Raw genomic sequence first — 21,480 nt, forward strand, 5'->3', positions numbered from 1 at the left:
CGGATCGGCTTGCAATCATGTCCCTGAATATCCTGATGATCGGCGACGTGGTCGGCGGGCCCGGGCGCAAGCTCGTCTCGCAGCTCGTCCCCCGGCTCATCCGCCGCTGGAACCTCGGCCTGGTCGTCTGCAATTCGGAGAACTCCGCGGGGGGCTCGGGCCTGACGACTTCCTGCTACGAAGAAATCGTCGAGTCTGGTGTCGACGTCATCACGATGGGCGACCACATCTACCGGAAGGATGACATCTACGCGCTGATCGACCGCGACCCCCGGATCCTCAAGCCGGCGAACTATCCCGAGGAGTCGCCGGGCTCCGAATATTTCATCACCAAGGCGCGCGACGGCACGCCGGTCGCGGCCTTCTCGCTGATGGGCCGGACCTTCATGAAACCGGTCGACGACCCCTTCCGCGCCGCCAACCGGGTACTCGACAAGATCGGCACCCAGACCAAGGTGATCCTGGTCGACCACCACGCCGAGGCGACCAGCGACAAGCAACTGATGGGCCGACACCTCGATGGGCGGGTCTCGGCCGTGATGGGGACGCACACGCACGTCGCCACCGCCGACGAGCAGATCCTCAAGGGGGGGACCGCCTATCAGACCGACCTCGGCATGACCGGCCCCTACGACTCGATCCTCGGCCGGCGCGTGGACCGCGTGATGACGTCGACGATGACCCTCATGCCCAACCACTTCGACGTGGCGACCGGCGATCCCCGGCTCTGCGGGGCCTACATCGAGATCGACCCGGCCACGGGCAAGGCGACCTCGATCCGCCGGGTCTCGATCGACCAGGCCGAGGCCCAGAAGATCATGACCGCCTGACCCCCCGCTCAGGTAATGAGCCGCCCGCCGAACAGGTCGATCATCCGGGCAACGCTCCGCTCCAGGCCGAGCCGCGGAGCAACGGGATCATCGAATCTGCGACCCTCGATGTAATGCCAGCGGATCCAGCTCTCGCCCGCGAAGAACGCCGCCGCTTGCTCGAAGACCGGGATTGCTCCGAGTTCTTCATTCGAGAGCGGACGCACGGCGACGTAAGCGTTCAGGGCGGCGTCACGGACAAGTCGATCATTGCCGGCCCAGTCCGGAAGCAAACGGCCGAGGTCGGCCGCGACCGTGTCAAACTTCATCGCCGCGAAGTCGATCAGGCCGGTCAGCTTCGGGCCGTCGAACAGGAAATGATCGGGCCTCGCGTCGCCCAGGCAAGGCTGGACCGGGAGCAGGACGTTGATTTGTTCGACCAGGCGATCATCGAGCGCCTTCAACGTCCTCCTCGCGAGCAAGATCCAGGCCCTCGCAGCCTGTTCACATTGATCGGCCCGAATGCAGGCTTCCAGTTCGTTGAAGCCGAAGGCGTCCAGGGAATCAAGCGATTCCATCCGGGCATTCATGCCGGAGGTCAACGTGCTCATCGCGTCGCGGCCCAGGGCTCGATGAAGGCGGGCCAGCGCGGCGAATGCGATCCGAGTCCGGGCGAGGTCTCTCGGCTGGCTCTGATCCGGCGCCCCCGGTAGCCATGGGACAAGCTCCCAGAATCGCGCGGACTCCTCGACGAAGGTCACTCGATCCGAGTTGAAGAAGGGGACGGGGAGGATCGGGCCGAGAACGGCGTCGCTCGCCGATGCGTCGAAGAGGTAGGCGTGAATTTTCCGGATGCTGCTACGTCGGCATTCCAGGCTCCGAGGGGCCGGCCATGCCTTGAGGCCGAGTGTGCCTAGCTCGGACTTGAAACGCCAGAACGACGCGCCGCTGAATCCGCCGGCATTGCCCAGGGGCTCAATGCGTGACCGCGGCTGGAGCATCCTGGGATAGTGCCGGAGTGCCCGAGTCGGATCGAGCGGTGGCGGGGGTGTCTCCATCGGCGTTTCGGGCCTCCTCGACGGAGTTCTTCAAAGCGTGGATCGCCCCCATTAAGCGCTCGGTCGCCCTGATGAGTGTCGCATGGTCGCGGTCGTCCGCGGCATCGAAATCGGAGAGGTCCACGGCGGGCCCGTACACGACCCTGGATTGCGAAGGGGCGATGAGGCAGGCGACGAACTCGTTGCTCTCGGGGGTCCCGTGGAGATAGGCCGGGATGACGGGGACCTTGGCCTTGAGGGCGAGATAGGCGACGCCGCTTCGACCCTCGCCGATGACCCGGCCGGACTGAGCGGTAATCTTGCCTTCGGGAAAGAGTGGGACGACCCGCCCGTCGGCCAGCGCCCGCAGCGCGGCGCGGGTGGCGCCCAGGTCGCGGCCGTCGCGTTTGACGGGGATGCAGCCCAGCAGCTTGCAGATGGGGTGGTAGAGCCGGTTGTCGTAGAACTCGCGGGCGATCATGAAGCCGAGCACGCGGCGGGCGCCGACCTGGAGCAGGAAATGGTCGATGGCGCTCGTGTGGTTGGCGATGAGAATCGCCGGTCCCCGGGCGGGCAGGGGGGCCTTCACGGTCGGGTCGAGGTGGTGCCAGAGGGTGCAGTAGGTGGCGTTGATCCACCAGATGAACGTGAGTAGGCCGTGGATCTCGGGCCGGGGCCGGACGCGGGGCATCATCAGCCGAGGGGCAAGGAGCATCCCTGCGCTGGCGACCAGAAGCGCGACGAGATCCATGGAAATCCGGGCTCCTCAAGGGTCTCGATCGTCAAGGGCGGCGGCCCCGCTAGGGGTCGTTGAAGCCCGGCGAGGCGCAGCACGAAACCCCGCCTGATCGGCGGGGCTTCTCGTCAGTTTATCCTACGGATGGCCCGGCGCGTCGTAAATCAGGCGTCGCGGCGGAGGCTCAGCCGACGGCGGCCGCGAAGGCCCAGGGCCAGGCAGGCGACCGTCCAGCACAGGATGGTGGTGGGCTCGGGGACGGGGGCGGCCGACGAAGACGCATAGAGCTGGGCGGACGTGATGCTCGGCGCCACGTTCATGGTGAATCCCGAAGCGACGTTCTTGAAGTTCCGGCTGAGCAGGTCCTGCACCGCGGCGGCGCTGAAGACGGGGTCGGCGGCGTTCAGCAGCGTCGGGTCGGCGGAGCCCGAGTCGATGAACGTGCCGGTCGCGTCGTGGTGTTCGGCGATCCCGAAGGCGTGCATCATCTCGTGGGCAACGTTCTCTCCCACGGCGTCGGCAAGCTGCTTCGGGGACGTGGCACCGTGGAACTGATCGATGAAGGTCATCCCGTTGCCGCCGATCTGGGTCTCTCCGAGCTTATCGAGGACCGGGGTGCCTAGAGTCGCCGAGTCGGGGGTCGAGACGACGCTGAGCGTATGCGGGGCACCGGCGTTGGGGTCGAGGGTGAAGCTGGCCGGGACGCCGCTACGCTGATAGGCGGTGCTGACCCGATCGAGCACTTCCTGGGAGAACGCAGCTTGCTGGGCGGCGTTCGGAGTGTTGCCGCCATAGATGCTCTTGACCAGGCCGCTCTGGTACCAGGGCTGGGCCGCGTAATTCGTCGAACTGCCGGGCTGAGCGAACGGCCCCGAGGTGAAGTTGATGAATCCGTCGGGGACCGAGGAACTCGAGGCGGAACTGGCGGGAATGGACATCGGCAGAGCGACGGCGGGGGCAGCGGCCGGGGTGGAGATCACGGCGGCTGCCCCCGACGTCGCGGCCGGGGTCGTTCCGAGGCCGGGCGTCGTGGCCCATCGGCCCATGTTCTGCCAGTCGGGGGCGGAGGACGACGTGGCCACGGCGGCCGCGGCCGGAACCGTTGTCGGCTGGGCGATGTAAGGAGTGACGACGGTCGGGATGAGCGACGAGACCGTCGAAATCGGGGCGGAAGGGGCCAACTGCGCCGAGTTGAGCACGACTCCGCTGGCCGGGCTCCAGGTTGTCCAGCGCCAGGTGCCGTTGGTCAGTGCAGCCCCACGAGCCGGGAAGCCGACGGCAACCGCAGCGGCGAAGCCCAGAGCCAAGGTCTTGACGAAGGACATGCGAACCTCCTGTTCGGAGTGCGTAAATGGCACCATCCTGGCGCCATCTGGACCGCGGACTGGCCGTGCGTCCGGCCGAGGCGTTCCGATCACGGATCGCCAAACATTCTTCCGACCAAACCTGATCGGCCCTGGAGCCGACGACTTCGTGGGTTGATCTGGGGAATACACCAACAGAGAGCAAGACATGCGCCAAAGCGATCATTTGCCCGAAGATTGCCTCGAAACAGGACGGTTTCAACGCCGATTTTGCGACACAATCCATGATTTTGATTCGATTTGAGGAAATCGAACGATTCGACCCCGAATTCGATCCGAGATACGGCGTGGTCGGCAGTGATTGGCCCGAGGGTCGAAAGTTACAAAGAGGTGGTAAAAAGGGGTCGTAACGGCAGGTCATTCGGCAAAAACGACACAGCCAAACAAATCCTCAGGAGGAAAATGCAGGGTCTTTGACTCAAGTTTTCGCCGGGTGGTGGCGACGACCAATTTTCCAGGAGGCCATCAGACCCGAAAAGGTTACTAAGCGTCAACTGGCTCATCACTTGCGTCAAGCTAAGGGCCGGTCGAGATCGAATCCGAGCGTGGCATGACGCCCCCAGTAATCTCGCCCGGCATACGATTGAACTGGCCTGGAAATCGATTTGTCTGGCAGGCCTTTTGCTCAAGAGACACTCGACTGAAACCGACAGGCACCGGCCCTTCGATGAGCTGGCGGTGCCCGGCGTAAGTCCAACCGATTTGTCCTTGTCTCAGACGTCCTGATTCTCAATTCAGAGCTGAGTCGCGGATGTGGGCGATGACTGGACAACCGTGTTTCGAAGGGTACCGATGCCGTCGATCGACATGCGGATGATGTCGCCAGGGGTCAGCCCGAATTCATCGGGTGGGACGACTCCGGTGCCTGTCAGGAGAATCGCCCCATCGGGGAAGGCGTTGTCGCGGGAGAGCCAGCCGATCAGTTCGTCGAAGGTTCGCTTCATCTTGGCCGCCGAGGTTTCAGACTGGACGACGATCGCGCCGGCTCGCTCGATCTCAAGGCGAATGCCGATCTCGGCAACGGCGGGCATCCCCTCCGCGAGCGTGATGACGGGGCCGAGGCCACAGCATGCATCGTGGACCTTGGCTTGCGGCAAGTAGAGCGGATTCTCCCCCTCAATGTCGCGCGCACTGACGTCATTGCCGATCGTGAAGCCGACGAGCCGCATGGTAGGCGACAGGACGAGCGCCAGCTCGGGCTCGGGAACACTCCAGCGCGAATCGCTCCGCACGCGGATGGCCTGGTCGTGGCCGATGACGCGCCTGGCGTTCGCCTTGAAGAAGAGCTCGGGACGAGGAGCCCTGTACACGAGGTCATAGAAGCTGGCGGCCTTCTCCGACTCCTCTTCGCGCGCAATTTTGCTGCGTTCGTAGGTGACCCCGGCGCCCCAGACCTCCTGGTCGTCGATCGGTGCCAGCAGCTCCACCTGGTCGAGCGATAAGGTGACGCCCGCAGGCACGTGCGCCCGTGCGTATGAGGCGGGGTCATCGGAGTGGAGCACGTCGGCGAGGCGTCCCGCATCCGGGGCGAGAGGGCGGACGACCGACTCCTCGACGATGCCAACGCGCGGGGACGGGTCCGACTTGGTCCGAAATCTAGCGAGCTTCATCGCGGTTCCGATCCAGCTTGGTTTCGTCGAGGTCTCGACGGGCAGGGGGGCGGTTGGGTCGCCTCGGCCACCAAACTAGACCGTCTCCCGGCGCGACCGTCAACGGCCGGGCGAACTTGCGGCGACCGTGATGTCGTCCCCGAATTCAAGTTCAAGGTTGCACGGGCCGATTGAATCAGTGGTGCCGGGTGCGACAGCCCGAGGGACGGCTCGCCTTCGAGGCTCGACGTTCAAGGGATCGCGATGGTCATCGAGACGGCGTCAGGAAATCCAGGGAGGCGGTCCCATGAACGAAGCATCCCCCGCGATGGTCGCCCAGGTCGCCGAGATCGTCCGACTCGTCGGCAAGCTCGCTCCCGAGACCAAGGTTTCGTCCGAGTCGAGATTGTCCGAAGACTTCGGGATCGACTCGCTCGACCAGGTCTCGATCCTGATGAAGATCGAGGATTCGTTCGGGCTCGAGATCAATGACGACGACGTCTCGGGCCTCCAGACGGTCGGCGAGCTGGCCGATCATGTGGCGCGGACGAAGGCGGCGGCGGCCTGAGAGCGTGGCATGGAAGTCGGACTCGTTCGATCGATCGGGGAGTGGCTGGATGAGGCGTCGCCTACATAATTTCCGCAAGGCCATGCTGAAGTTGGCCCTCCCCCTGATCAGGCGACTTCCTCCGCAATCCGCCACCCGGGCGCTTGCGCAAATCGGCCACGTCGAATACGCGATGTCGAAGAAGTTCCGGCATCGGTTCGACACCGCCATCCAGCACGGGGCCATCCATTTCGGGGCGACATGGGACCCGTCGAGCCTTGGCCCTTCGCTCGCCGGTCGTCAGATTCTCGGTCGTTCTTATGATCTCCTGCTCGACGGGATGGATGACGAGACCGTTGCCCCCCTGATCGCCGTCGAGGGGCGTGAGATCCTCGACCGGGCGCTGGCCGGCGGGCGTGGCGTGATCCTGCTGATCAGCCACTTCGGGTCGAACGTCATCCCGACTCACTGGCTCTATCGCAACGACTATCCGGTCCGCTGGCTCACCGAGCGGCCTCGCCACCTGTCCGATTACATGAATCGGAAGCTGGAGGTCGAGGGCCAGCGCGAGCTGTTCCTGTCGAGGCGTGCGACCCCATCGGAAGGGGCGGCAACAGTCCGTCGCGCAGCCAAAGCGTTGCGAGCGAACATGATCCTGAAGGTCGCCTGCGACGTGCGATGGCAGGGGCCGAGTTCCGTCCCCGCGCGGTTCCTGGGCCAAGACCTGACGTTCGCCGCGACCTGGGTGCGACTCGCCGCGATGACCGGTGCGCCGGTCGTCCAGTCCTTCGGCCGGATCGCCGACGACGGGAACTACGCCATCGAGTTCCTCCCCGAGTGGAACGTCCCCACGACCGGCTCGAAAGAAGACGAAGCGGCCATCTGGGTCCAGCACGCGCTCGACCGGATCGAAGAACGCGTTGGCGTGCATCCGGCAGACAGCAACGACTATTTCTTCTGGCGAGAAGAGACCCTGGCCGGGGCCTGAGCGCGGCCCGGATGTCGGCTTGACCTTGCCGGCCCGGGGCGAAAGGGGTAGACCACCGCCTCGCCCGGCGTGAGCCGAGACTTGGCGCCACTGCCCCGGCGCGCCCGTATCGGGTCCCTCTCCCATGATCTCAACGTCGAGATTCGCCAAAGTTTGGCCCTGGCTCGTCCTCCTGCTGGCCATGGCGCCGGCGATCTGGCACTTTGTCGACTTCCCCGACGACCTCGACGGGGAATATCCGTCGATCCTCCGGCCGACCTTCAGCGCCCGGCCGCCGTCGGCCTACCGCCTGGCCGAGCCCGGCGACACGATCGACCGGGTGGGCATCTACGCGTCGGCCGCGGGCCTGGTCCTGACCGCGTTCGGATGGGGATTTGCCTGGCGTAACGGGACCCGCACGGGGCTCTGGCCGGCCTCGTTCGCGGTGCTGCTGGCCGCGGGCTGGCACGCGTCAAACCCGATGCCCACGGCCGACGGCTGGCACGGCCTGGGATGGGCCGCGTTGCTCGATCCGGCCGCCCCGATCGGCCTGCGGATCGGGCTCGGCCTGGCCGCGGTCGTGCTCATCACTGTGGCGGCCGTTTCCGCCCACACATCGCGGCCGGATCGGCTCAAGCCGGGGGTGGCGTCGCTCGGACTCGTCGGCCTCGGCCTGATGATTCTCCGCGTGCTGAACATGCCCGACGTCGAGCCGCTGGGCTACTGGCCGCGCTGGTGCTTCGCCTGGGGCCTGATCGCCTGGGACCTTTCGCTGCTCAAGAGCCTCCCGGCGATTTCCCTCGTCGGAAAGAAGGCGCGTTGGGGCCTCGCGGTGGCGGGCCCAGTCGGCTGGGTCGTGCTGGTGCTGGCGGGAATCCAGCTCTCGTGGTATCACCGCCCGCTATCCCGGCTCAAGGAGATCGTGCCGGGTGCGATTTATATCAGCGCGATGCCCACGTATCGAGGTCTGGAAATCGCCCAGGAGCGGCACAAGTTCAAGACGATCATCAACCTCTTCGCCGAGGACACGCCCCGGCGTAGCCCGATCTTGCCGCAGGAGCTGAAGTTCGTCCGAGAGAACGGGATCGCCTACTACAACAGCCCGGCCGATGCGTCGAAGTCGGACGAGTTCCTGGACATGACGCTGGCCCTGGCCCGCGATCCCGCGGCCTGGCCGATCCTGGTCCATTGCCACGGCTGCATGGATCGGACGCCCGCCTGGGTGGGGATCTACAAGTTCGTGGTGCAGGGGAAGCCGCTCGACGGGATCTTCCGGGAGATCGAGGCCCATCGGGGACATCGACCCAAGGCATCGGTGACCTTGCTGTATAATCGTGTCCTCCCTCCGCGAGCCCCCGGGCAATACGCCGAAGATCCGACGGCGCCGATCCTCCGCGAGATCGCGCACGGGATCGTCGATCCTCACGACGCGGCGATCGCCTCGAACGAGGGGCCGAAGGCGAACCCGCGGCTGGCCCGCGGTGTCCCTGGTGCGGCCCACTCACCCGGGAAACTTGACGGGTCTCCGGATCAGGCTAAAGTTCCCCAAGATGCCGCAACAGTCCCCAACCGCGAGTCCTCAGGGCACCATGACACCCCGAATCCCGTTCAGTGACGCGGCAAACCGGACCTCACCGCCGGCCATCAGCGAACTCATGCAGGTGGCACTCGCCAATCCGGGACTGATTTCCCTGGCCGCCGGATTCGTCGACCAGGGGTCACTCCCGGTCGGGCCGGTCGCCGAGGCGATCGCCTCCATCGCGGCCGACCCGGTCGAGTCCAGGCGTGCGTTGCAGTACGGGACCACCGCGGGGGATCGAGGCCTGAGGTCGCAGATCGTTGGGCTGCTTGAGCGGAGCGAAGGGGTGAAGCCCGGCACCTACGCCTCGGCGCACGACCGGATCCTGATCACGACCGGCTCGCAACAACTGCTCTATCTGGTGGCCGAGGCCCTGATCAATCCCGGCGACATCGTGATCGTCGAGGCGCCCACGTATTTCGTCTATCTGGGCGTTCTCGAGACCCAGGGAGCCAGGGCCGTCGGCGTGCCGATCGATGACGGCGGAATGCGGCTCGACGCTCTCGAGCAGACGCTCGTCGAGATTGAAGCCCGCGGCGAGCTGGATCGGGTCAAGCTGATCTACACGATCAGCGAGCACTCGAACCCCTCGGGCATCAGCCTTGCGGCCGACCGGCGAGGGCCTCTGGTCGAGCTGGCGAAACGCTGGTCGAAACGCCACCAGATCTTGATCCTCGAAGACGTGGCCTATCGCGGGGTCTGCTTCGACGGTCACGAGGCGCCGAGCGTCTGGAGCCATGATCCCGAGGGTGAGACGGTCATCCTCGCCCGTTCGTTCAGCAAGACATTCAGCCCCGGCCTGAAGACCGGCTTCGGCGTGCTGCCTCCCGCACTTCACGCGGTGGTTCACCGGCTCAAGGGGAACCACGACTTCGGATCGTCGCACCTCAATCAGCAGATCCTCGACCACGTCCTTGCCAGCGGCACGTTCGACCGGCACCTCGCGAAGCTGGTGGCGATGTATCGCCGCAAGCGGGACGTGATGCTGGGTGCACTTGAAACCTACTTCGGCGGGGCGGATTCCGGGGTCAGCTGGACGCATCCGCACGGCGGGCTCTTCGTCTGGCTCACGGCCCCCGAAGGGGTCGACACCGGGCCGCACGGCTCGTTCTTCGCCCGCTGCCTTGAGCGCGGGGTGCTGTACGTGCCCGGCTCGTATTGTTATGCGGCCGAGGGGAGCCCAGCCCCCACCAACCAGGCCAGGCTTTGCTTCGGCGTTCCGGGTGAGACCGAGCTCAAAGAGGGAATTCGCCGGCTGTCGGCGGCGATGTCCGATTGCCTGATCGAGACGGTCTGAGGTTCCCGGGGTCGTCTCGGGGATGGCCTCCAGCCGATAACCCATCCATGTGGCTTCGAGCTGGGAATTCCTCTCGACCGTTTCGGCCCGACGTGGCATTCTGTGCGCGACATGCGCCCCCTCCGAGGGATCGGAGTGGGGCACGGTCACGAGCCTGGACGACCTGTGGCAGGGATGCGAGGGTTGCCCGTGATCTGGGGTAGTGCACACGGCCTGATGCAGGGGGGAATGCTCCGCCTCGGCGGCATCGTGCTGGCCTCGGCCTGCGGGATGTCGTTGCTTGGTGTCGTCTCCCGGGGCACGATCAAGATCGTGATGCCCGTCGACCCGATCGGCGGCCCGCCGCCCGAGGGTCCGGGCGCCATCGATCGCCGGCCACCCGTCCAGACCAGGCAATTCGAGACGGTCTCCGATCGCCCGTGGCGGCGGAAGACCCCCGTCTTCGGCATCCTCCAGCGCTACATCCTGGGCGAGATCTTCCGCTCGTTCCTGCTCGCACTGACGGCGATCACCGGCATCTTCGTCCTGTTCATGGTCATGGCCCAGGCCACCAATGCGGGTCTCTCCCCTCGCGACATTCTCAGGCTGATCCCGTTCGTCGTGCCGACGAGCTTGCCCTATACCGTCCCCGTCGCGCTCCTGTTCGCGGTCACCGTGGTCTTCGGCCGGATCGCCGCCGACAATGAGGTGGTCGCCATCAAGACCGCCGGCCTCAGCGCAATGGCCGTATTGAAGCCCGCCTACGCCTTCGGCCTGGCGCTCAGCGTCTTGCTCTTCTTCCTCAGCGGCGGCCTGATCCCCAAGGCGAACAACTACGCCAAGAAGGTCGTGTTCGAGAACTTCGAGGATCTGATCTACAAGACCCTCAAGAAGGACCGCGAGCTGAATAACGGCTTCCCCTTTTATATCAAGGTTCGCGACGTCGTGGGCAAGACCCTGATCGAGCCTACCTTCAAGCGACGCGCCCCCAAGCTCGGGCCGAACTCGTACGACGCGATCGTGCAGGCGGCCACGGCCGAGATCCAGTTCGATCTCGACGCCCACGTCGCCAAGGTCTATCTCAACGGCAGCACGATCCAGACGACCGGAACGTCTCAGGTCGTCGCCCTGGTTCATGACAAGATCCTGGAAATTCCGATGCCCGGCGACAACAAGATGTTGCAGGACAAGAAGGTCCAGGAAATGACCACGTCCGAGTTGAAGGTGCGGTACGCCGAGAACAAGGTGAAGATCGCCACCGAGCGGCAACGTCAGGCGATCGAGTCGGCCATGTCGATCGGCGCGGGGATGTTCCAGAAGGTGAACTGGGCCTCGGTTCAGAAAGTCTTCATCGACTACAACTACTGGGAACAGGAGTGCAACAAGGTCGAGACCGAGCGTCAGCTCAGGACGGCCCTCGCCGCCGGCAGCATCTTCTTCGTGATGCTGGGCGCGCCGATGGGGATCCGGGCGGCACGCGGCGACTTCCTCAGTGCATTCATCGCCTGCTTCGTGCCGATCATCATGATCTACTACCCGCTGACCCTGTTCGGCGTGAACCTGGGCAAAGAAGGGGTCATGACCCCCTGGGTCGCCCTCTGGGTGGGCAACCTCGTCCTGGCGGTGCTGGCCCTGCTCGTCATCCGTCCGGTGTTGAAGCATTGAGCGATCGCGTCCGGGGTCGGACGTTGTGGCGTAGGGCTCGGAACGAGTTGCGTGGAGAGTAGGCCGATGAGAATCCTCGACGGAGAGCGAAGCAGGGCCCTCCTCAAGGCGTATCTCATCACGATTATTTCATTGGTCGGGTCCTACGTCGTGATCGACGCGACGACCAATCTCGACGAGTTCCTGCGGATTGAAGACGGGAACCTCGGCCTGTTCCTGAGGATAGGGCAGTTTTACTGCGTCCGCCTGGGCGATCTCATCGTGCGACTCAGCGGCGTGGCCATCATCATGTCGGCGGTGGCCGTGTTCGTCGTCCGGCCGATGGTGAAAATTTGATCGGACGAATGACCTCTCGAACGTGGTGGCGTGGGGCGATGACCAGGGAACGTCGGGCGTACGTGGCGGGAGAAGGCCGATGAGAATCCTCGATCGCGAGCGATACAAGGCCTTCTTCAAGGCGTATGTCATCTGCTTCATCGTGCTGGTGGGGCTCTACGTCGTCATCGACGCATTCACCAATCTCGATGAATTTCTGAAGATTGACGACGGCTCGTTCGGGCTGTTCAGGCGGATGGGCCGGTTCTACCTGATCCGCCTGAGCGAGTTTTACGACCGCCTCTGCGGCGTCATCAGCATGATGGCGGCGATTTTCACCGTCACCTGGATGCAGAAGAACAACGAGCTGCTGGCGATGCTCGCCGCCGGGGTCGGCACCAAGCGGGTCATCCGGCCGGTCCTCATCTCCGCGGTGATCGTCAGCCTGCTGGCGATGGCCAACCAAGAATTCGTCCTGCCGAGCATCGGCGAAGAGCTCCAGAAGTCGCACGACGACGACGGCACGCGGCGGGTCGGCGTCTACGGCCGGGCCGACGGCAACCGGATCGAGATCGACGGCCAGCTCGCCGACCGCAAGGCCAGGACGATCTTCCACTTCAGCGCCACCTTTCCGGTGGCCCTGACCGGACGCCTGACCTGGGTCGAGGCGGCCCAGGCGCTTTACGTCCCGCCGAATCACCCCGATGCCCCGCTCAAGGGCGGCTGGCTGCTGAGAGGGGCCCGGATCAGGCCCGAGGACGACGAGTTCCGCAGCGAGGTCCTCGTCCCGCTCGAGACCGATGCGGGCTTCGCCCCGCCGGTCGGGGTACTGGATGACCTCGGGCACGCGACCTACTTCCTCAAGACCGACCTCCCGTTCGCGGCGGTGACTCGCAAGCGGGACTGGTACCGGTTTGCGACCACGCCCGAGCTCTTCACGTCGTTGACCGACCCGACCACCGAGCCCGAGTGGCTGGACATCAACGTGGCGCTGCACGGCCGGTTGCTCAGGCCGATGCTCGGGCTCTGTCTGATGTTCGTCAGCCTCCCGTTGGTGCTGGGTGGGAGCGGGCGCAACATGTTTATCAACCTGGGGATGTCGCTTGGGACGTCGGGCCTGTTCTACGGGGTCACGTTCCTGATGCAGTACCTCGCCGGCACCGACGTCGTCTCGGCCGAGCTGTCGGCATGGGCCCCGCTGATTGGCTTCGGCACGTTCGCGACGGCCCGCTGGGATGCGATCAGGACCTGAGCCGACTGGCCCCCTCGAATCCGGTCCCGCGCCGGGGATGGTCATGGCGTCGGCCTGCGCCGTTGCATTAGACTGGAACCCAGGTTGGGGCGTCGCGGTTGGACGCCCGTCGACGGCCCTGGGCCCTTGAAGATGAATGATTTGACGTGGGCGTTCGTGCTGCTGGCCATCGGCCTGTTGCTCGTCGTCGCCGAGGTCTTCGTCCCCTCGGGCGGGCTGATCGGCCTGCTGGCTCTGGGCTTGCTCTGCCTGAGCCTCTGGAACGCGTTCCGCTACTCGACCGAGGCGGGATGGCTGTTCATCCTGGCCGATCTGGGCCTGCTCCCCGTGGCGCTCATCGTCGCGGTGAACCTCTGGCCCAAGACGCCGTTCGCCAAGGCGACCTTCCTGAGGCCCCCGGACGCCGAAGACCTGGCCGAGCCCCCGAACGCCAGCCGGTTGGACCACCTCATCGGCGAGTTGGGCAGGACCCTGACCCCGATGCGGCCCTCCGGTATGGTCAACTTCGAGGGCAGACGCCTCGACGGCATCGCCGAGGAGGGCATGATCGACGCCAACGTGATGGTCCAGGCTGTGCGCAAGCAGGGGGCCTATCTCATCGTCAGGCTCGCAGGGGAAATCCAATCTCCGCTCGCCTCGATCGACCTGGAAGAACCGCTGCCTGCCGTCGACCTGAGTGAACCGCTCGACGAATAATCCGGAATTCCACGCGGCCCGCGCCGCGAGACTCGTTCGGCCTACGCACCCAAGGATTCACCGCTATGGATGCCATACTGCTGGCCCAGGGCCCGGCCCAGGCCTCCACCTCGTTCCTGGTGATCATCGTCATCGTGACGATCGCCCTGTTCTCGCTGTTCGCGTTCATCTTCTTCGCCAAGTACTTCAATCTCTGGATCCAGGCCAAGATGACCCACGCCAACGTGGGGATCTTCGAGCTGATCGGGATGTCGTTCCGGAAGGTGAACCCCAACATCATCGTCCGCTCGAAGATCATGGCCATCCAGGCGGGCATGACCGAGAAGGATGGGATCACCACCCGCGGCCTCGAGGCCCATTACCTCGCCGGCGGCAACGTCCCCAACGTCGTCCGGGCGCTGATCGCCGCCAATCGGGCCGACATTCCCCTGAGCTACAAGCGGGCCGCCGCCATCGACCTGGCCGGGCGAAACGTGCTCGACGCCGTGCAGACCAGCGTCAATCCCAAGGTCATCGACTGCCCCGACCCCACCAAGGGCCGGCAGACCGTCGACGCCGTGGCCAAGGACGGCATCCAGCTGAAGGCCAAGGCCCGCGTGACCGTGCGGACCAACATCGACCGACTCATCGGCGGTGCCACCGAGGAAACAATCATCGCACGCGTCGGCGAGGGCATCGTCACCACCATCGGCTCGGCCATCTCGCACAAGCTCGTGCTGGAAAACCCCGACTCGATCTCCAAGCGAGTGCTGGAGAAGGGCCTCGACGCCGGCACTGCGTTCGAGATCCTCTCGATCGACATCGCCGACATCGACGTGGGCGACAACATCGGCGCCAACCTCCAGGCCGCCCAGGCCGAGGCCGACACCCGGGTTGCCCGTGCCAAGGCCGAGGAACGACGCGCCTTCGCCGTCGCCATGGAGCAGGAGCACATGGCCTCCGTCCAGGAGAACCGCGCCAAGGTCATCGCCGCGGAGGCCGAGGTTCCCCTGGCCATCGCCGAAGCCTTCCGCAAGGGTAACCTGGGCATCACGGACTATTACCAGCTCCGCAACATCCAAGCAGACACAGAGATGCGCAACTCGATCGCGGGCGGAAACTCCAAGCGCGACTCGACGCCGGCCGGCAGTTAAGCCCTGGCAGACACCCTTGGCCCGCACCACGAGAGGCGTCCCATGGACCCGGATGAGCTGATCCGCGCAGTCGTCCCTCTCACCTTCCTGGCGATCTGGGCATTGACCTCGCTGTTCAACCGCGAGGCCAAGCCCTTGCCCCCGAGGGGCGGCACCGCGGGCGGCCCACTCGGGCCCTATGCCCAGCCACCAAGGCCGCAATCCGCCCCCCAGCCCTGGCAGCCCGCTCAAACGGGCCCCGCCGCGGGCCAGAAGCAACCGACCATGCGCTGGGGCGGGCCCGCCGGCGGCCGGCCCCAGGTCGACGACGACATCCTGATCATCCGCGACAAGCCCAGTCAGGCATTCCAGCGGGCCAAGCCCGCGAGGCCGCAGAAGTCGCAGCGCAGTCGCGAGCCGAAGGCCCACCAGGCACCGGCAACCGACATCGACTCCATGAAGATGGAGTCAATGACGCAGAATCTGACCGCGGATCTCGGCAAGGAGCTTCAGCTCGACAAACTCTCAGCCGGCGTGACGAGCGCCCGGGCGGTCGGGCGGAACGACGAACGACCCGCGACGATGGCCATCACCACGCTCCTGAACTCGCCCGAGCGGGTGCGTGAGGCCTTCATCCTCAAGGAAATCCTCGACCCGCCCGTCTCCCTCAGAGGTCGGGTCATCAGGCGTTGAGGGCTCACGCCGGATTCGAAGGGCCTGACGGCTCCCCCCCGAAGTAGGCCCGATCGCGGGCCTCCCACGCCGAGTAACCGAGGTGCTCATAAAGCTCGGCCCGATCCATCATGGCGCCGAGGGACGACCGTTGCGTCCCTCGGTCGCGCAGCTCGGCCAGCACATCACCGGCGGCCTTCATCGCGGCCCGGAAGGCGGTCAGCGGATAGAGCACCGCCTTGTAGCCGTAGCCTGCAAGCTCGTCGAAGTCGAGCAGCGGCCCGCGGCCGAACTCGGTCATGTTGGCGATGAGCGGGGCTTTCACCTCGCGCGCGAACCGCTCGAACTCGGCGGCTGACTCCAGCGCCTCGGGGAAGATCATGTCGGCCCCGGCGTCCAGGTAGGCGCGGCTACGCGTGACAGCCGCTTCGAAACCCTCGACCGATCGTGCGTCGGTGCGCGCGATCAGGACGAAGTCGGGGTCGGATCGAGCGGCCACTGCGGCGCGGATCTTGGCGCACATCGCGTCGACACCGACAAGTCGCTTTCCCGAAAGGTGCCCGCAGCGTTTGGGCATCTCCTGGTCTTCCAGGTGCAGACCGGCCGCGCCTGCCCGCTCGTAGAGCGTCACCGTACGCTCGACATTGATCGCCTCGCCGAAACCGGTGTCGGCGTCGCAGAGCAAGGGTAGGGACGTCGCTCGAGCAAGCACCGCCGCCTGGTCGGCGAATTCCGTCGCCGTCAGGAGCCCGATGTCGGGCACGCCGGCCCAACCGGCCGAGAGTGCCCCGCCCGAGAGATAGATCGCGTGATAACCCAGCCGCTCGGCCATCCGGGCCGTCAGGGCATTGAAGGCACCCGGGATCATGATCGGCCCGGCGTCCAGGGCCGCCCTCAGCTTCGCACCCGGGGACGTCATCGGTCGGCTCCCAAAGTCGGCCAGAAACGGGCGTTACACGAATGATTTCGGGGTGATCCCGCGTCGAAAATCGCGACCACGCAGATCGGGACGAATGTGTCGGCTCAAATTGACCGATACTCTGAACGAGGCGGGAAATCCGGCACGCCCAGGATGTGACGCGACCGTAGGTTGCGATTGACGTCATGCGTGCCGCGAGATAGTTTCCGGCCGGAGCCGATTGTCGCCGGTACGTCGAACGGAGTCGACCCGGTGCAGTCTGCGGGAGATGGTAGCCATGCCGCCAACGAGCCCGAACGCGGCGTCAAGGGACGACGCCGGCGCGGACGACCCCTGGCTCTTCCTGGTGGGGACCGACGGCCACGACCGCGACATCCTCGACATTCACGGCGGCGACGCACGTGCGTCCAGGATGATGCTCCAGGTCCTCGGCCCCGCGCTGGAACTCCTCGGGCGTTGGCGTACGATCGAGAGGCCGTCCAGCAGCCTTCCGTTCGTCGCTTCCAAAGCGAAAAAGGACGGGATGCGGCCGGTCCATGTCTCGTTGCGCCACCCCCACGAGACCTACCTGACGCCGGCCTCGCCCACGGTCATCCTGTGCAACTGGCCATTCCCCGACGTGCCGGGTCGCGCCTTCGGGATCGACACGCGTCACCACTGGCCCCGGATCCTGGCCCACACCGACCTGCTCGCCGGGACCAGCCGCCGAAGCGCCAAGGCCTTCCGCGAAGCCGACTTGCCTTGCCCCGTCGCCCACGTCCCGATCCCGGCCCCCTCGGCGACCGACGCTCCGCCGCCCTGGTCGACCGACGCTTCCTGGACCTTGGACTGCTGCCACGTCGTCATCAACGGCGGCCAGCAGCACATCTCGTCCGTCGCGACCGATCCGTACGAGCCCTCCGAGGAGTCGGCCTTCGTCCCGCCCCGTCCCCGCCTGGGGTCGAGAATCAGACACAAGGCAACCCAGATCGCGAAGTCGGGGTGCGGCAAGGTCGAACAGACCATGCCCGCCGGCGTCAGGGCCCGCTTCGTGAAGACCAAGGGGGCTGTCGTCAGGCTCCCCTGGAATTCGCCGAGGCGCCTGCCCGTCGCGGTCCTCCGCAAAGTTTACGGGCGTTACTGCGCCGGAAAGCTCGATAGCCGCCTGCACGCACGCCTCGTCTGGCTGAAGCGAGCCATGCGTCGGATAGAGGGCCCCGTTCCCGTTGCTTCGGTCCATGTCGAGCCATCGCTGCCGCCAATCCCATCCGCACCGCTGACCTTGAGCGGGATCACTTACACGGCGATCCTCGACGTGATGGACCCCCGCGAGGACGTGTCGAGCCTGCTCGAGTCCTTCGTCCGGGCCTTCGCTCTCAGGCCCGACGTGACCCTGGTCATCAAAGTGCTCACGTCTCCCCTCGCCGCTCCTCACGCTGTCCATCTGATGAGACATCTGCTCCACGTCATGGGCATCCCCGCCCTATGCCGCATCGTCGCGGTCACCGACGACATCGACGAGAAGGCCCTGCTCGGCGTGACGACCTACCATGTCGATTCCAGCAAGGCACGCGGCGGCGCCCTCGGCCTGCGACGGGCCCTGGCCTGGGGGCGACCCGCGCTGGCTCCCACGCACACCGGCCTGGCCGAATTGATCGACGACCGGGTCGGCTTCTCCGTCTCGTCAGCCCCTGAGCCCGCCTCATTCCCCCGCGATCACGAGCGCCGGGGCGAGACGACCTGGTTCCAGGTCTCGGTCGATGATCTGAGCGCCCGCCTGGTCGAGAGCCTCGCCCTCGTCGAGGACGGATCAGAATCTTATGCCGAGATGTGCCGGTGCGCGGCCGAGAAGATGGCCGAGCAGTTCTCGCCCGAACGAACCGCAGAAGCCCTCGGCCGTGCCCTCGAAACCCTGGTCGAGGCTCGTCCAGGTGCCATGGCCTGGTCCTGCTGAACGAGACCCGATCCTTCGGGAACACAAGACGAGCCACGCCCCGACATCGACGTCGCGGCGTGGCTTCTTGTCATGAGACGCCGGCGTATTCCCAGTGCTCTGTCCATCGTCCGTTCGATGGGTTGAGCGTTGATCGTGAGAATGCTTCGCCACGAAAAATGCCCCCGCCGGATGGGCTGGGGGCATGATCGTTTCGGAAGATATTGATCAAGAGCACTCGATCAGGCGGCGTCGGACTCGCGGCGGAAGCTGGCGGCATCGTCCAGGCGGTCACCCTGCTCGGCGACGAGCTGCTGGAGCACCTCGACCTGCATCTGAAGGCGAAAGACTTCGTTCAGCAGGCTGTCGAGCACGAGGTTCGTCTCGTTCGAAGGGGTGCGTGCGGCGGCCTGAGTCTCGAGGGCATTGAGCATGCATTTGGAGAAGAAGCCCGAGGCCTTCGCCTGCACCGGGTGACGCAGGGGGCCAGTTTTCCGCCAGGCGGCGGACATCGACCTCTGGAACCAACGCTTCATGACGATCTCCTCCCCGTGGCGTGGGTCCCTGGATTAGCTGGCCATCAGCCTGAGCGAAGGCCCGGCGGCGACCACACCCGCACGTCGTGATTCGTGGATTCGCTCGATCGCGTCGCGGAACTGCCCCGCGACGACGTCGAAGCCGTGGATCCGATCCACATATTGGATTGCACCAGCTCCGACCCGCTGCCGCTTCGAGACGTCGCGACCATACGCCCGCAGCGTCTCCCCGAGCTCTTCGACGACGGGCCGCAAGCCCGGTAGCCGAATCGCGGCGCTCTGGGGAATCTCGCCCGCGAAGGCAGCATCGTTGATGATCGTGGGGATGCCCGCGAGGAGCAGGTCGAACAGGGCGCCAGGCGCTCGATAGGGAGCATTCGGTTCGTGGAGATTGACGGCCAGGTCGGTCGCGGCGATCAGGTCGGCCATATCCGCGGGGCGTCTCAATCCCATCAGCCGGACTCGATCCGTCAGTCCAAGCCGTCCCACTTCGGCCCGGAGCCGCCCGTCATCGGCCTCGGGGCCGGCAACAACCAGGATCGCGCCGGGATGGTCCGCGAGAAGCAACCGGAACGCTTCGAGCGTTTCGAGATTTTGCGTGTCGGCATGGATCACGCCGAACTGGCCGACGACGAGGTCGGCCGTCGGAAGGCCGAAGCGGGCGCGAACGTCGCGGCGCCTGGCCTCGGAGACGGGCCTGGATGTGAGGGGCGTCGGGATCACGTGCACCTTGCCGGCTAGGGCAGGGGCCGCGGCGAGCCAGCGTTCGGCGGCCCAGGCGGACGGGACGATGAGCCCCGCCGATTCAAGCAGCGAGCCGAGAAGAATCCCGGGTTCGAACGGGATGGTGCCGAGGGGCCAACGTTGCATCGCCTCGATCGGGCGGAGCCGGGCAGGGAGGTCGCGGGCGGACTCGAAGCCGAAATAGTCGCAGGCGGAGAGGTCAAACTCGCCCGCGAAACCGGGGACCGTCTGCCGCCAGGTGGAGAAATCGGCCCAGCCGAAGTCATGCGCGAAGAACAGGTTCCGCCCCAGCGGCATCGAGCCCTCGGCGAGCATCTGGGGGTGCCCGCTCATCACGAGGACGCCGCGATAGTTCGCCACGTCGTCGAGTCGGCCAAAGATCCGCCGATCGTGCCGACCGACGTCGCGCCGGCCGAGCGCAGGACGGGGGACGTCGCCCGTGTCGTGGAACAGGTCGACCGTCGCGTGGGCGGCCAGCGCATCGAGCCAGCGCGAAGGGTCGTCGCCGGCCGGCGTCGGGCGGTGCCAGTAAACCGCGACGCGAGGCCTGGGCTGGCGTCGTCGCGACGAACGCCGATCGCGGGCGATCCGTTCGAAGACTCCAAGCGCGATGTCGGCCGACGCCTCCCACGAGAAGCTCTCGGCGTGCCGCTGACCGCGATCGCTCAGTGTCGCCCGATAGGCATCGTCGCCCAGGACCTGGAGCATGTGTGCCGCGATCGCGTCGGCATCGTCGGCCTCGGCGAGCAGTCCGCCGGAGCCTGTCGCCTCGATGAGCGACGAATTGTTCCCCGCGATCACCGGGGCACCGCAGTGCATCGCCTCCAGAATCGGCAGGCCAAACCCTTCGTAGAGCGAGGGGAAGACGAACAGGCGGCACCGCTGGTAGAGCGTCCGCAGTAGCTCATCGGTGATGTGCTTCGACAGCACGACGGGATCGGCGATGCCGGCCGCCCGCACGCGGGCCCGGAACAGCTCATCGTGCCCGTGGCTCATCTCGCCGACGAAGACGAGCTGGTGCGAGTCCTGAATCGCCTTCGGCAACTTCGCGTAGGCATCGATCAGGATGTTCTGATTCTTGCGGTCGTTGATGACGCCGACGGTCAATACGAATGGCTTGGTGATGCCCAGCCGATGCAGCAGGTCGCGGACCTCGGCGGCGGGGGGCTCGCGGCGATCGGGGACGAAGAAGGTCCCCTGGCCGGCGCTTCCGATGGCGACGACACGATGGTCGTCCATCTCCAGCAACGAGAGGCAATCTCGCCGCGTCGCCTCGGAATTCGTCAGCAAGGCGTCGTAATTCCGCAGCGGCCTGAGCCGGCGGTGGAATCGCGCCGAGTAGGCCGCATCGAGCAGGTATCGCTCGGGGAAGACGAACGGGATCAGGTCGTGGACGACTGCGAGCAGTGCGGGGCCACCGGGCGGCGGCGATGGGAGCGACAGGCTCAGGCACATCTCGAGCGGATTGGGGATCAGCAGTGCATCGATCGAGTCTGGGTTGAGCCTGGCGATCCGGGCCAGCGAGTCGAGCATCGTCGCCTCGCCGCGCGACGCATCGGGCCGGACCACCCGGATCGACGCGTTGTCCGACTTGGGGATGAACTCGGTCGAGAGTCCGTCCTGGGCATACAGGATGAACTCATGATCGGCACCCCGCGTGTACATCGCGGTCATCAGATTGCCGACGTAGCGGCCGATCCCGCGCAGGCGGCTCTCGGATTGGTTGCCCGACATCTCCACGCCGATGCGCACG

Annotated in this window: 19 protein-coding genes; 12 read left to right on the plus strand and 7 right to left on the minus strand. The window is 65.9% G+C overall.

Features of this window, described 5'->3' with window-relative positions; translation table 11 throughout:
* Positions 1-17 precede the first annotated feature (17 nt).
* Positions 18-830 carry a TIGR00282 family metallophosphoesterase gene (locus EP7_RS06660; RefSeq protein WP_463526963.1) on the plus strand — a complete coding sequence of 271 codons (813 nt, stop codon included), beginning with the start codon at positions 18-20 and terminating at the stop codon, positions 828-830.
* A gap of 8 nt (positions 831-838) precedes the next feature.
* On the opposite strand, the gene EP7_RS06665 is transcribed toward EP7_RS06660, so the two are convergent.
* From EP7_RS06665 to EP7_RS06680, 4 genes are all read right to left on the minus strand, one after another.
* Positions 839-1,867 carry a phosphotransferase enzyme family protein gene (locus EP7_RS06665; RefSeq protein WP_463526964.1) on the minus strand — a complete coding sequence of 343 codons (1,029 nt, stop codon included), beginning with the start codon at positions 1,865-1,867 and terminating at the stop codon, positions 839-841.
* Positions 1,785-2,597, minus strand: a complete 813-nt coding sequence (locus tag EP7_RS06670) for a lysophospholipid acyltransferase family protein (protein WP_463526965.1) — start codon at positions 2,595-2,597, stop codon at positions 1,785-1,787. The genes EP7_RS06665 and EP7_RS06670 overlap by 83 nt, the downstream gene beginning before the upstream one ends.
* Before the next feature lie 149 nt (positions 2,598-2,746).
* The gene (locus tag EP7_RS06675; RefSeq protein ID WP_463526966.1) at positions 2,747-3,907 is read right to left on the minus strand and encodes a hypothetical protein; all 1,161 of its coding nucleotides are present in this window, start codon (positions 3,905-3,907) and stop codon (positions 2,747-2,749) included.
* 773 nt (positions 3,908-4,680) lie between these two features.
* Positions 4,681-5,556, minus strand: coding sequence for a fumarylacetoacetate hydrolase family protein (locus tag EP7_RS06680; RefSeq protein WP_463526967.1), 876 nt, complete (start codon positions 5,554-5,556; stop codon positions 4,681-4,683).
* 286 nt (positions 5,557-5,842) lie between these two features.
* Here EP7_RS06680 and EP7_RS06685 point away from each other — a divergent pair, with 286 nt between their 5' ends.
* The 10 genes from EP7_RS06685 to EP7_RS06730 all read left to right on the plus strand — a co-directional run bounded on the left by EP7_RS06685 (position 5,843) and on the right by EP7_RS06730 (position 15,637).
* Positions 5,843-6,103, plus strand: coding sequence for an acyl carrier protein (locus EP7_RS06685; protein WP_463526968.1), 261 nt, complete (start codon positions 5,843-5,845; stop codon positions 6,101-6,103).
* Between the two features lie 49 nt (positions 6,104-6,152).
* Positions 6,153-7,070, plus strand: a complete 918-nt coding sequence (locus tag EP7_RS06690) for a lysophospholipid acyltransferase family protein (protein ID WP_463526969.1) — start codon at positions 6,153-6,155, stop codon at positions 7,068-7,070.
* 124 nt (positions 7,071-7,194) lie between these two features.
* Entirely contained in the window at positions 7,195-8,664 is a 1,470-nt protein-coding gene (locus EP7_RS06695) for a protein-tyrosine phosphatase family protein (protein WP_463526970.1), read from the plus strand.
* The gene (locus EP7_RS06700) at positions 8,639-9,925 is read left to right on the plus strand and encodes an aminotransferase-like domain-containing protein (protein WP_463526971.1); all 1,287 of its coding nucleotides are present in this window, start codon (positions 8,639-8,641) and stop codon (positions 9,923-9,925) included. The genes EP7_RS06695 and EP7_RS06700 overlap by 26 nt, the downstream gene beginning before the upstream one ends.
* A 189-nt stretch (positions 9,926-10,114) precedes the next feature.
* Positions 10,115-11,569 carry an LptF/LptG family permease gene (locus EP7_RS06705; protein ID WP_463526973.1) on the plus strand — a complete coding sequence of 485 codons (1,455 nt, stop codon included), beginning with the start codon at positions 10,115-10,117 and terminating at the stop codon, positions 11,567-11,569.
* Between the two features lie 66 nt (positions 11,570-11,635).
* Positions 11,636-11,905: a hypothetical protein gene (locus EP7_RS06710; RefSeq protein WP_463526974.1), complete on the plus strand. Its 270-nt coding sequence runs from the start codon at positions 11,636-11,638 to the stop codon at positions 11,903-11,905.
* 79 nt (positions 11,906-11,984) lie between these two features.
* Positions 11,985-13,136 carry an LptF/LptG family permease gene (locus EP7_RS06715; protein WP_463526975.1) on the plus strand — a complete coding sequence of 384 codons (1,152 nt, stop codon included), beginning with the start codon at positions 11,985-11,987 and terminating at the stop codon, positions 13,134-13,136.
* A 132-nt stretch (positions 13,137-13,268) separates the two neighbouring features.
* Positions 13,269-13,832, plus strand: a complete 564-nt coding sequence (locus EP7_RS06720) for an NfeD family protein (protein WP_463526976.1) — start codon at positions 13,269-13,271, stop codon at positions 13,830-13,832.
* Positions 13,833-13,897: 65 nt separating this feature from the next.
* The gene (gene floA / locus EP7_RS06725) at positions 13,898-14,965 is read left to right on the plus strand and encodes a flotillin-like protein FloA (RefSeq protein WP_463526977.1); all 1,068 of its coding nucleotides are present in this window, start codon (positions 13,898-13,900) and stop codon (positions 14,963-14,965) included.
* Positions 14,966-15,007: 42 nt separating this feature from the next.
* Positions 15,008-15,637 carry a hypothetical protein gene (locus EP7_RS06730; protein WP_463526978.1) on the plus strand — a complete coding sequence of 210 codons (630 nt, stop codon included), beginning with the start codon at positions 15,008-15,010 and terminating at the stop codon, positions 15,635-15,637.
* 4 nt (positions 15,638-15,641) lie between these two features.
* On the opposite strand, the gene prpB is transcribed toward EP7_RS06730, so the two are convergent.
* The gene (gene prpB / locus EP7_RS06735; RefSeq protein WP_463526980.1) at positions 15,642-16,535 is read right to left on the minus strand and encodes a methylisocitrate lyase; all 894 of its coding nucleotides are present in this window, start codon (positions 16,533-16,535) and stop codon (positions 15,642-15,644) included.
* Between the two features lie 277 nt (positions 16,536-16,812).
* On the opposite strand from prpB, the gene EP7_RS06740 reads away from it, so the two are divergent.
* A complete protein-coding gene (locus EP7_RS06740; RefSeq protein WP_463526981.1) occupies positions 16,813-18,468 on the plus strand; it encodes a glycosyltransferase in 1,656 nt (551 codons plus the stop codon).
* Between the two features lie 221 nt (positions 18,469-18,689).
* Here EP7_RS06740 and EP7_RS06745 read toward each other — a convergent pair whose 3' ends face one another.
* Together EP7_RS06745 and EP7_RS06750 are read right to left on the minus strand one after the other, a co-directional pair.
* Positions 18,690-18,983, minus strand: coding sequence for a hypothetical protein (locus EP7_RS06745; RefSeq protein ID WP_463526983.1), 294 nt, complete (start codon positions 18,981-18,983; stop codon positions 18,690-18,692).
* A gap of 33 nt (positions 18,984-19,016) precedes the next feature.
* A complete protein-coding gene (locus EP7_RS06750; RefSeq protein ID WP_463526985.1) occupies positions 19,017-21,479 on the minus strand; it encodes a glycosyltransferase in 2,463 nt (820 codons plus the stop codon).
* Between the last annotated feature and the right edge of the window lies 1 nt (position 21,480).

The sequence above is a fragment of the Isosphaeraceae bacterium EP7 genome, assembly GCA_038400315.1.
GTDB lineage: Bacteria > Planctomycetota > Planctomycetia > Isosphaerales > Isosphaeraceae > EP7.

Excerpts from the sequence above, each read along its gene's own strand:
- EP7_RS06675 (WP_463526966.1), bottom strand. The coding sequence starts at position 3,907 with ATGTCCTTCGTCAAGACCTTGGCTCTGGGCTTCGCCGCTGCGGTTGCC.
- EP7_RS06660 (WP_463526963.1), top strand. The coding sequence starts at position 18 with ATGTCCCTGAATATCCTGATGATCGGCGACGTGGTCGGCGGGCCCGGG.
- EP7_RS06730 (WP_463526978.1), top strand. The coding sequence starts at position 15,008 with ATGGACCCGGATGAGCTGATCCGCGCAGTCGTCCCTCTCACCTTCCTG.
- EP7_RS06700 (WP_463526971.1), top strand. The coding sequence starts at position 8,639 with ATGACACCCCGAATCCCGTTCAGTGACGCGGCAAACCGGACCTCACCG.
- prpB (WP_463526980.1), bottom strand. The coding sequence starts at position 16,535 with ATGACGTCCCCGGGTGCGAAGCTGAGGGCGGCCCTGGACGCCGGGCCG.
- EP7_RS06720 (WP_463526976.1), top strand. The coding sequence starts at position 13,269 with ATGAATGATTTGACGTGGGCGTTCGTGCTGCTGGCCATCGGCCTGTTG.
- EP7_RS06680 (WP_463526967.1), bottom strand. The coding sequence starts at position 5,556 with ATGAAGCTCGCTAGATTTCGGACCAAGTCGGACCCGTCCCCGCGCGTT.
- floA (WP_463526977.1), top strand. The coding sequence starts at position 13,898 with ATGGATGCCATACTGCTGGCCCAGGGCCCGGCCCAGGCCTCCACCTCG.
- EP7_RS06690 (WP_463526969.1), top strand. The coding sequence starts at position 6,153 with ATGAGGCGTCGCCTACATAATTTCCGCAAGGCCATGCTGAAGTTGGCC.
- EP7_RS06745 (WP_463526983.1), bottom strand. The coding sequence starts at position 18,983 with ATGAAGCGTTGGTTCCAGAGGTCGATGTCCGCCGCCTGGCGGAAAACT.
- EP7_RS06740 (WP_463526981.1), top strand. The coding sequence starts at position 16,813 with ATGCCGCCAACGAGCCCGAACGCGGCGTCAAGGGACGACGCCGGCGCG.
- EP7_RS06710 (WP_463526974.1), top strand. The coding sequence starts at position 11,636 with ATGAGAATCCTCGACGGAGAGCGAAGCAGGGCCCTCCTCAAGGCGTAT.
- EP7_RS06670 (WP_463526965.1), bottom strand. The coding sequence starts at position 2,597 with ATGGATCTCGTCGCGCTTCTGGTCGCCAGCGCAGGGATGCTCCTTGCC.
- EP7_RS06665 (WP_463526964.1), bottom strand. The coding sequence starts at position 1,867 with ATGGAGACACCCCCGCCACCGCTCGATCCGACTCGGGCACTCCGGCAC.
- EP7_RS06715 (WP_463526975.1), top strand. The coding sequence starts at position 11,985 with ATGAGAATCCTCGATCGCGAGCGATACAAGGCCTTCTTCAAGGCGTAT.
- EP7_RS06685 (WP_463526968.1), top strand. The coding sequence starts at position 5,843 with ATGAACGAAGCATCCCCCGCGATGGTCGCCCAGGTCGCCGAGATCGTC.
- EP7_RS06695 (WP_463526970.1), top strand. The coding sequence starts at position 7,195 with ATGATCTCAACGTCGAGATTCGCCAAAGTTTGGCCCTGGCTCGTCCTC.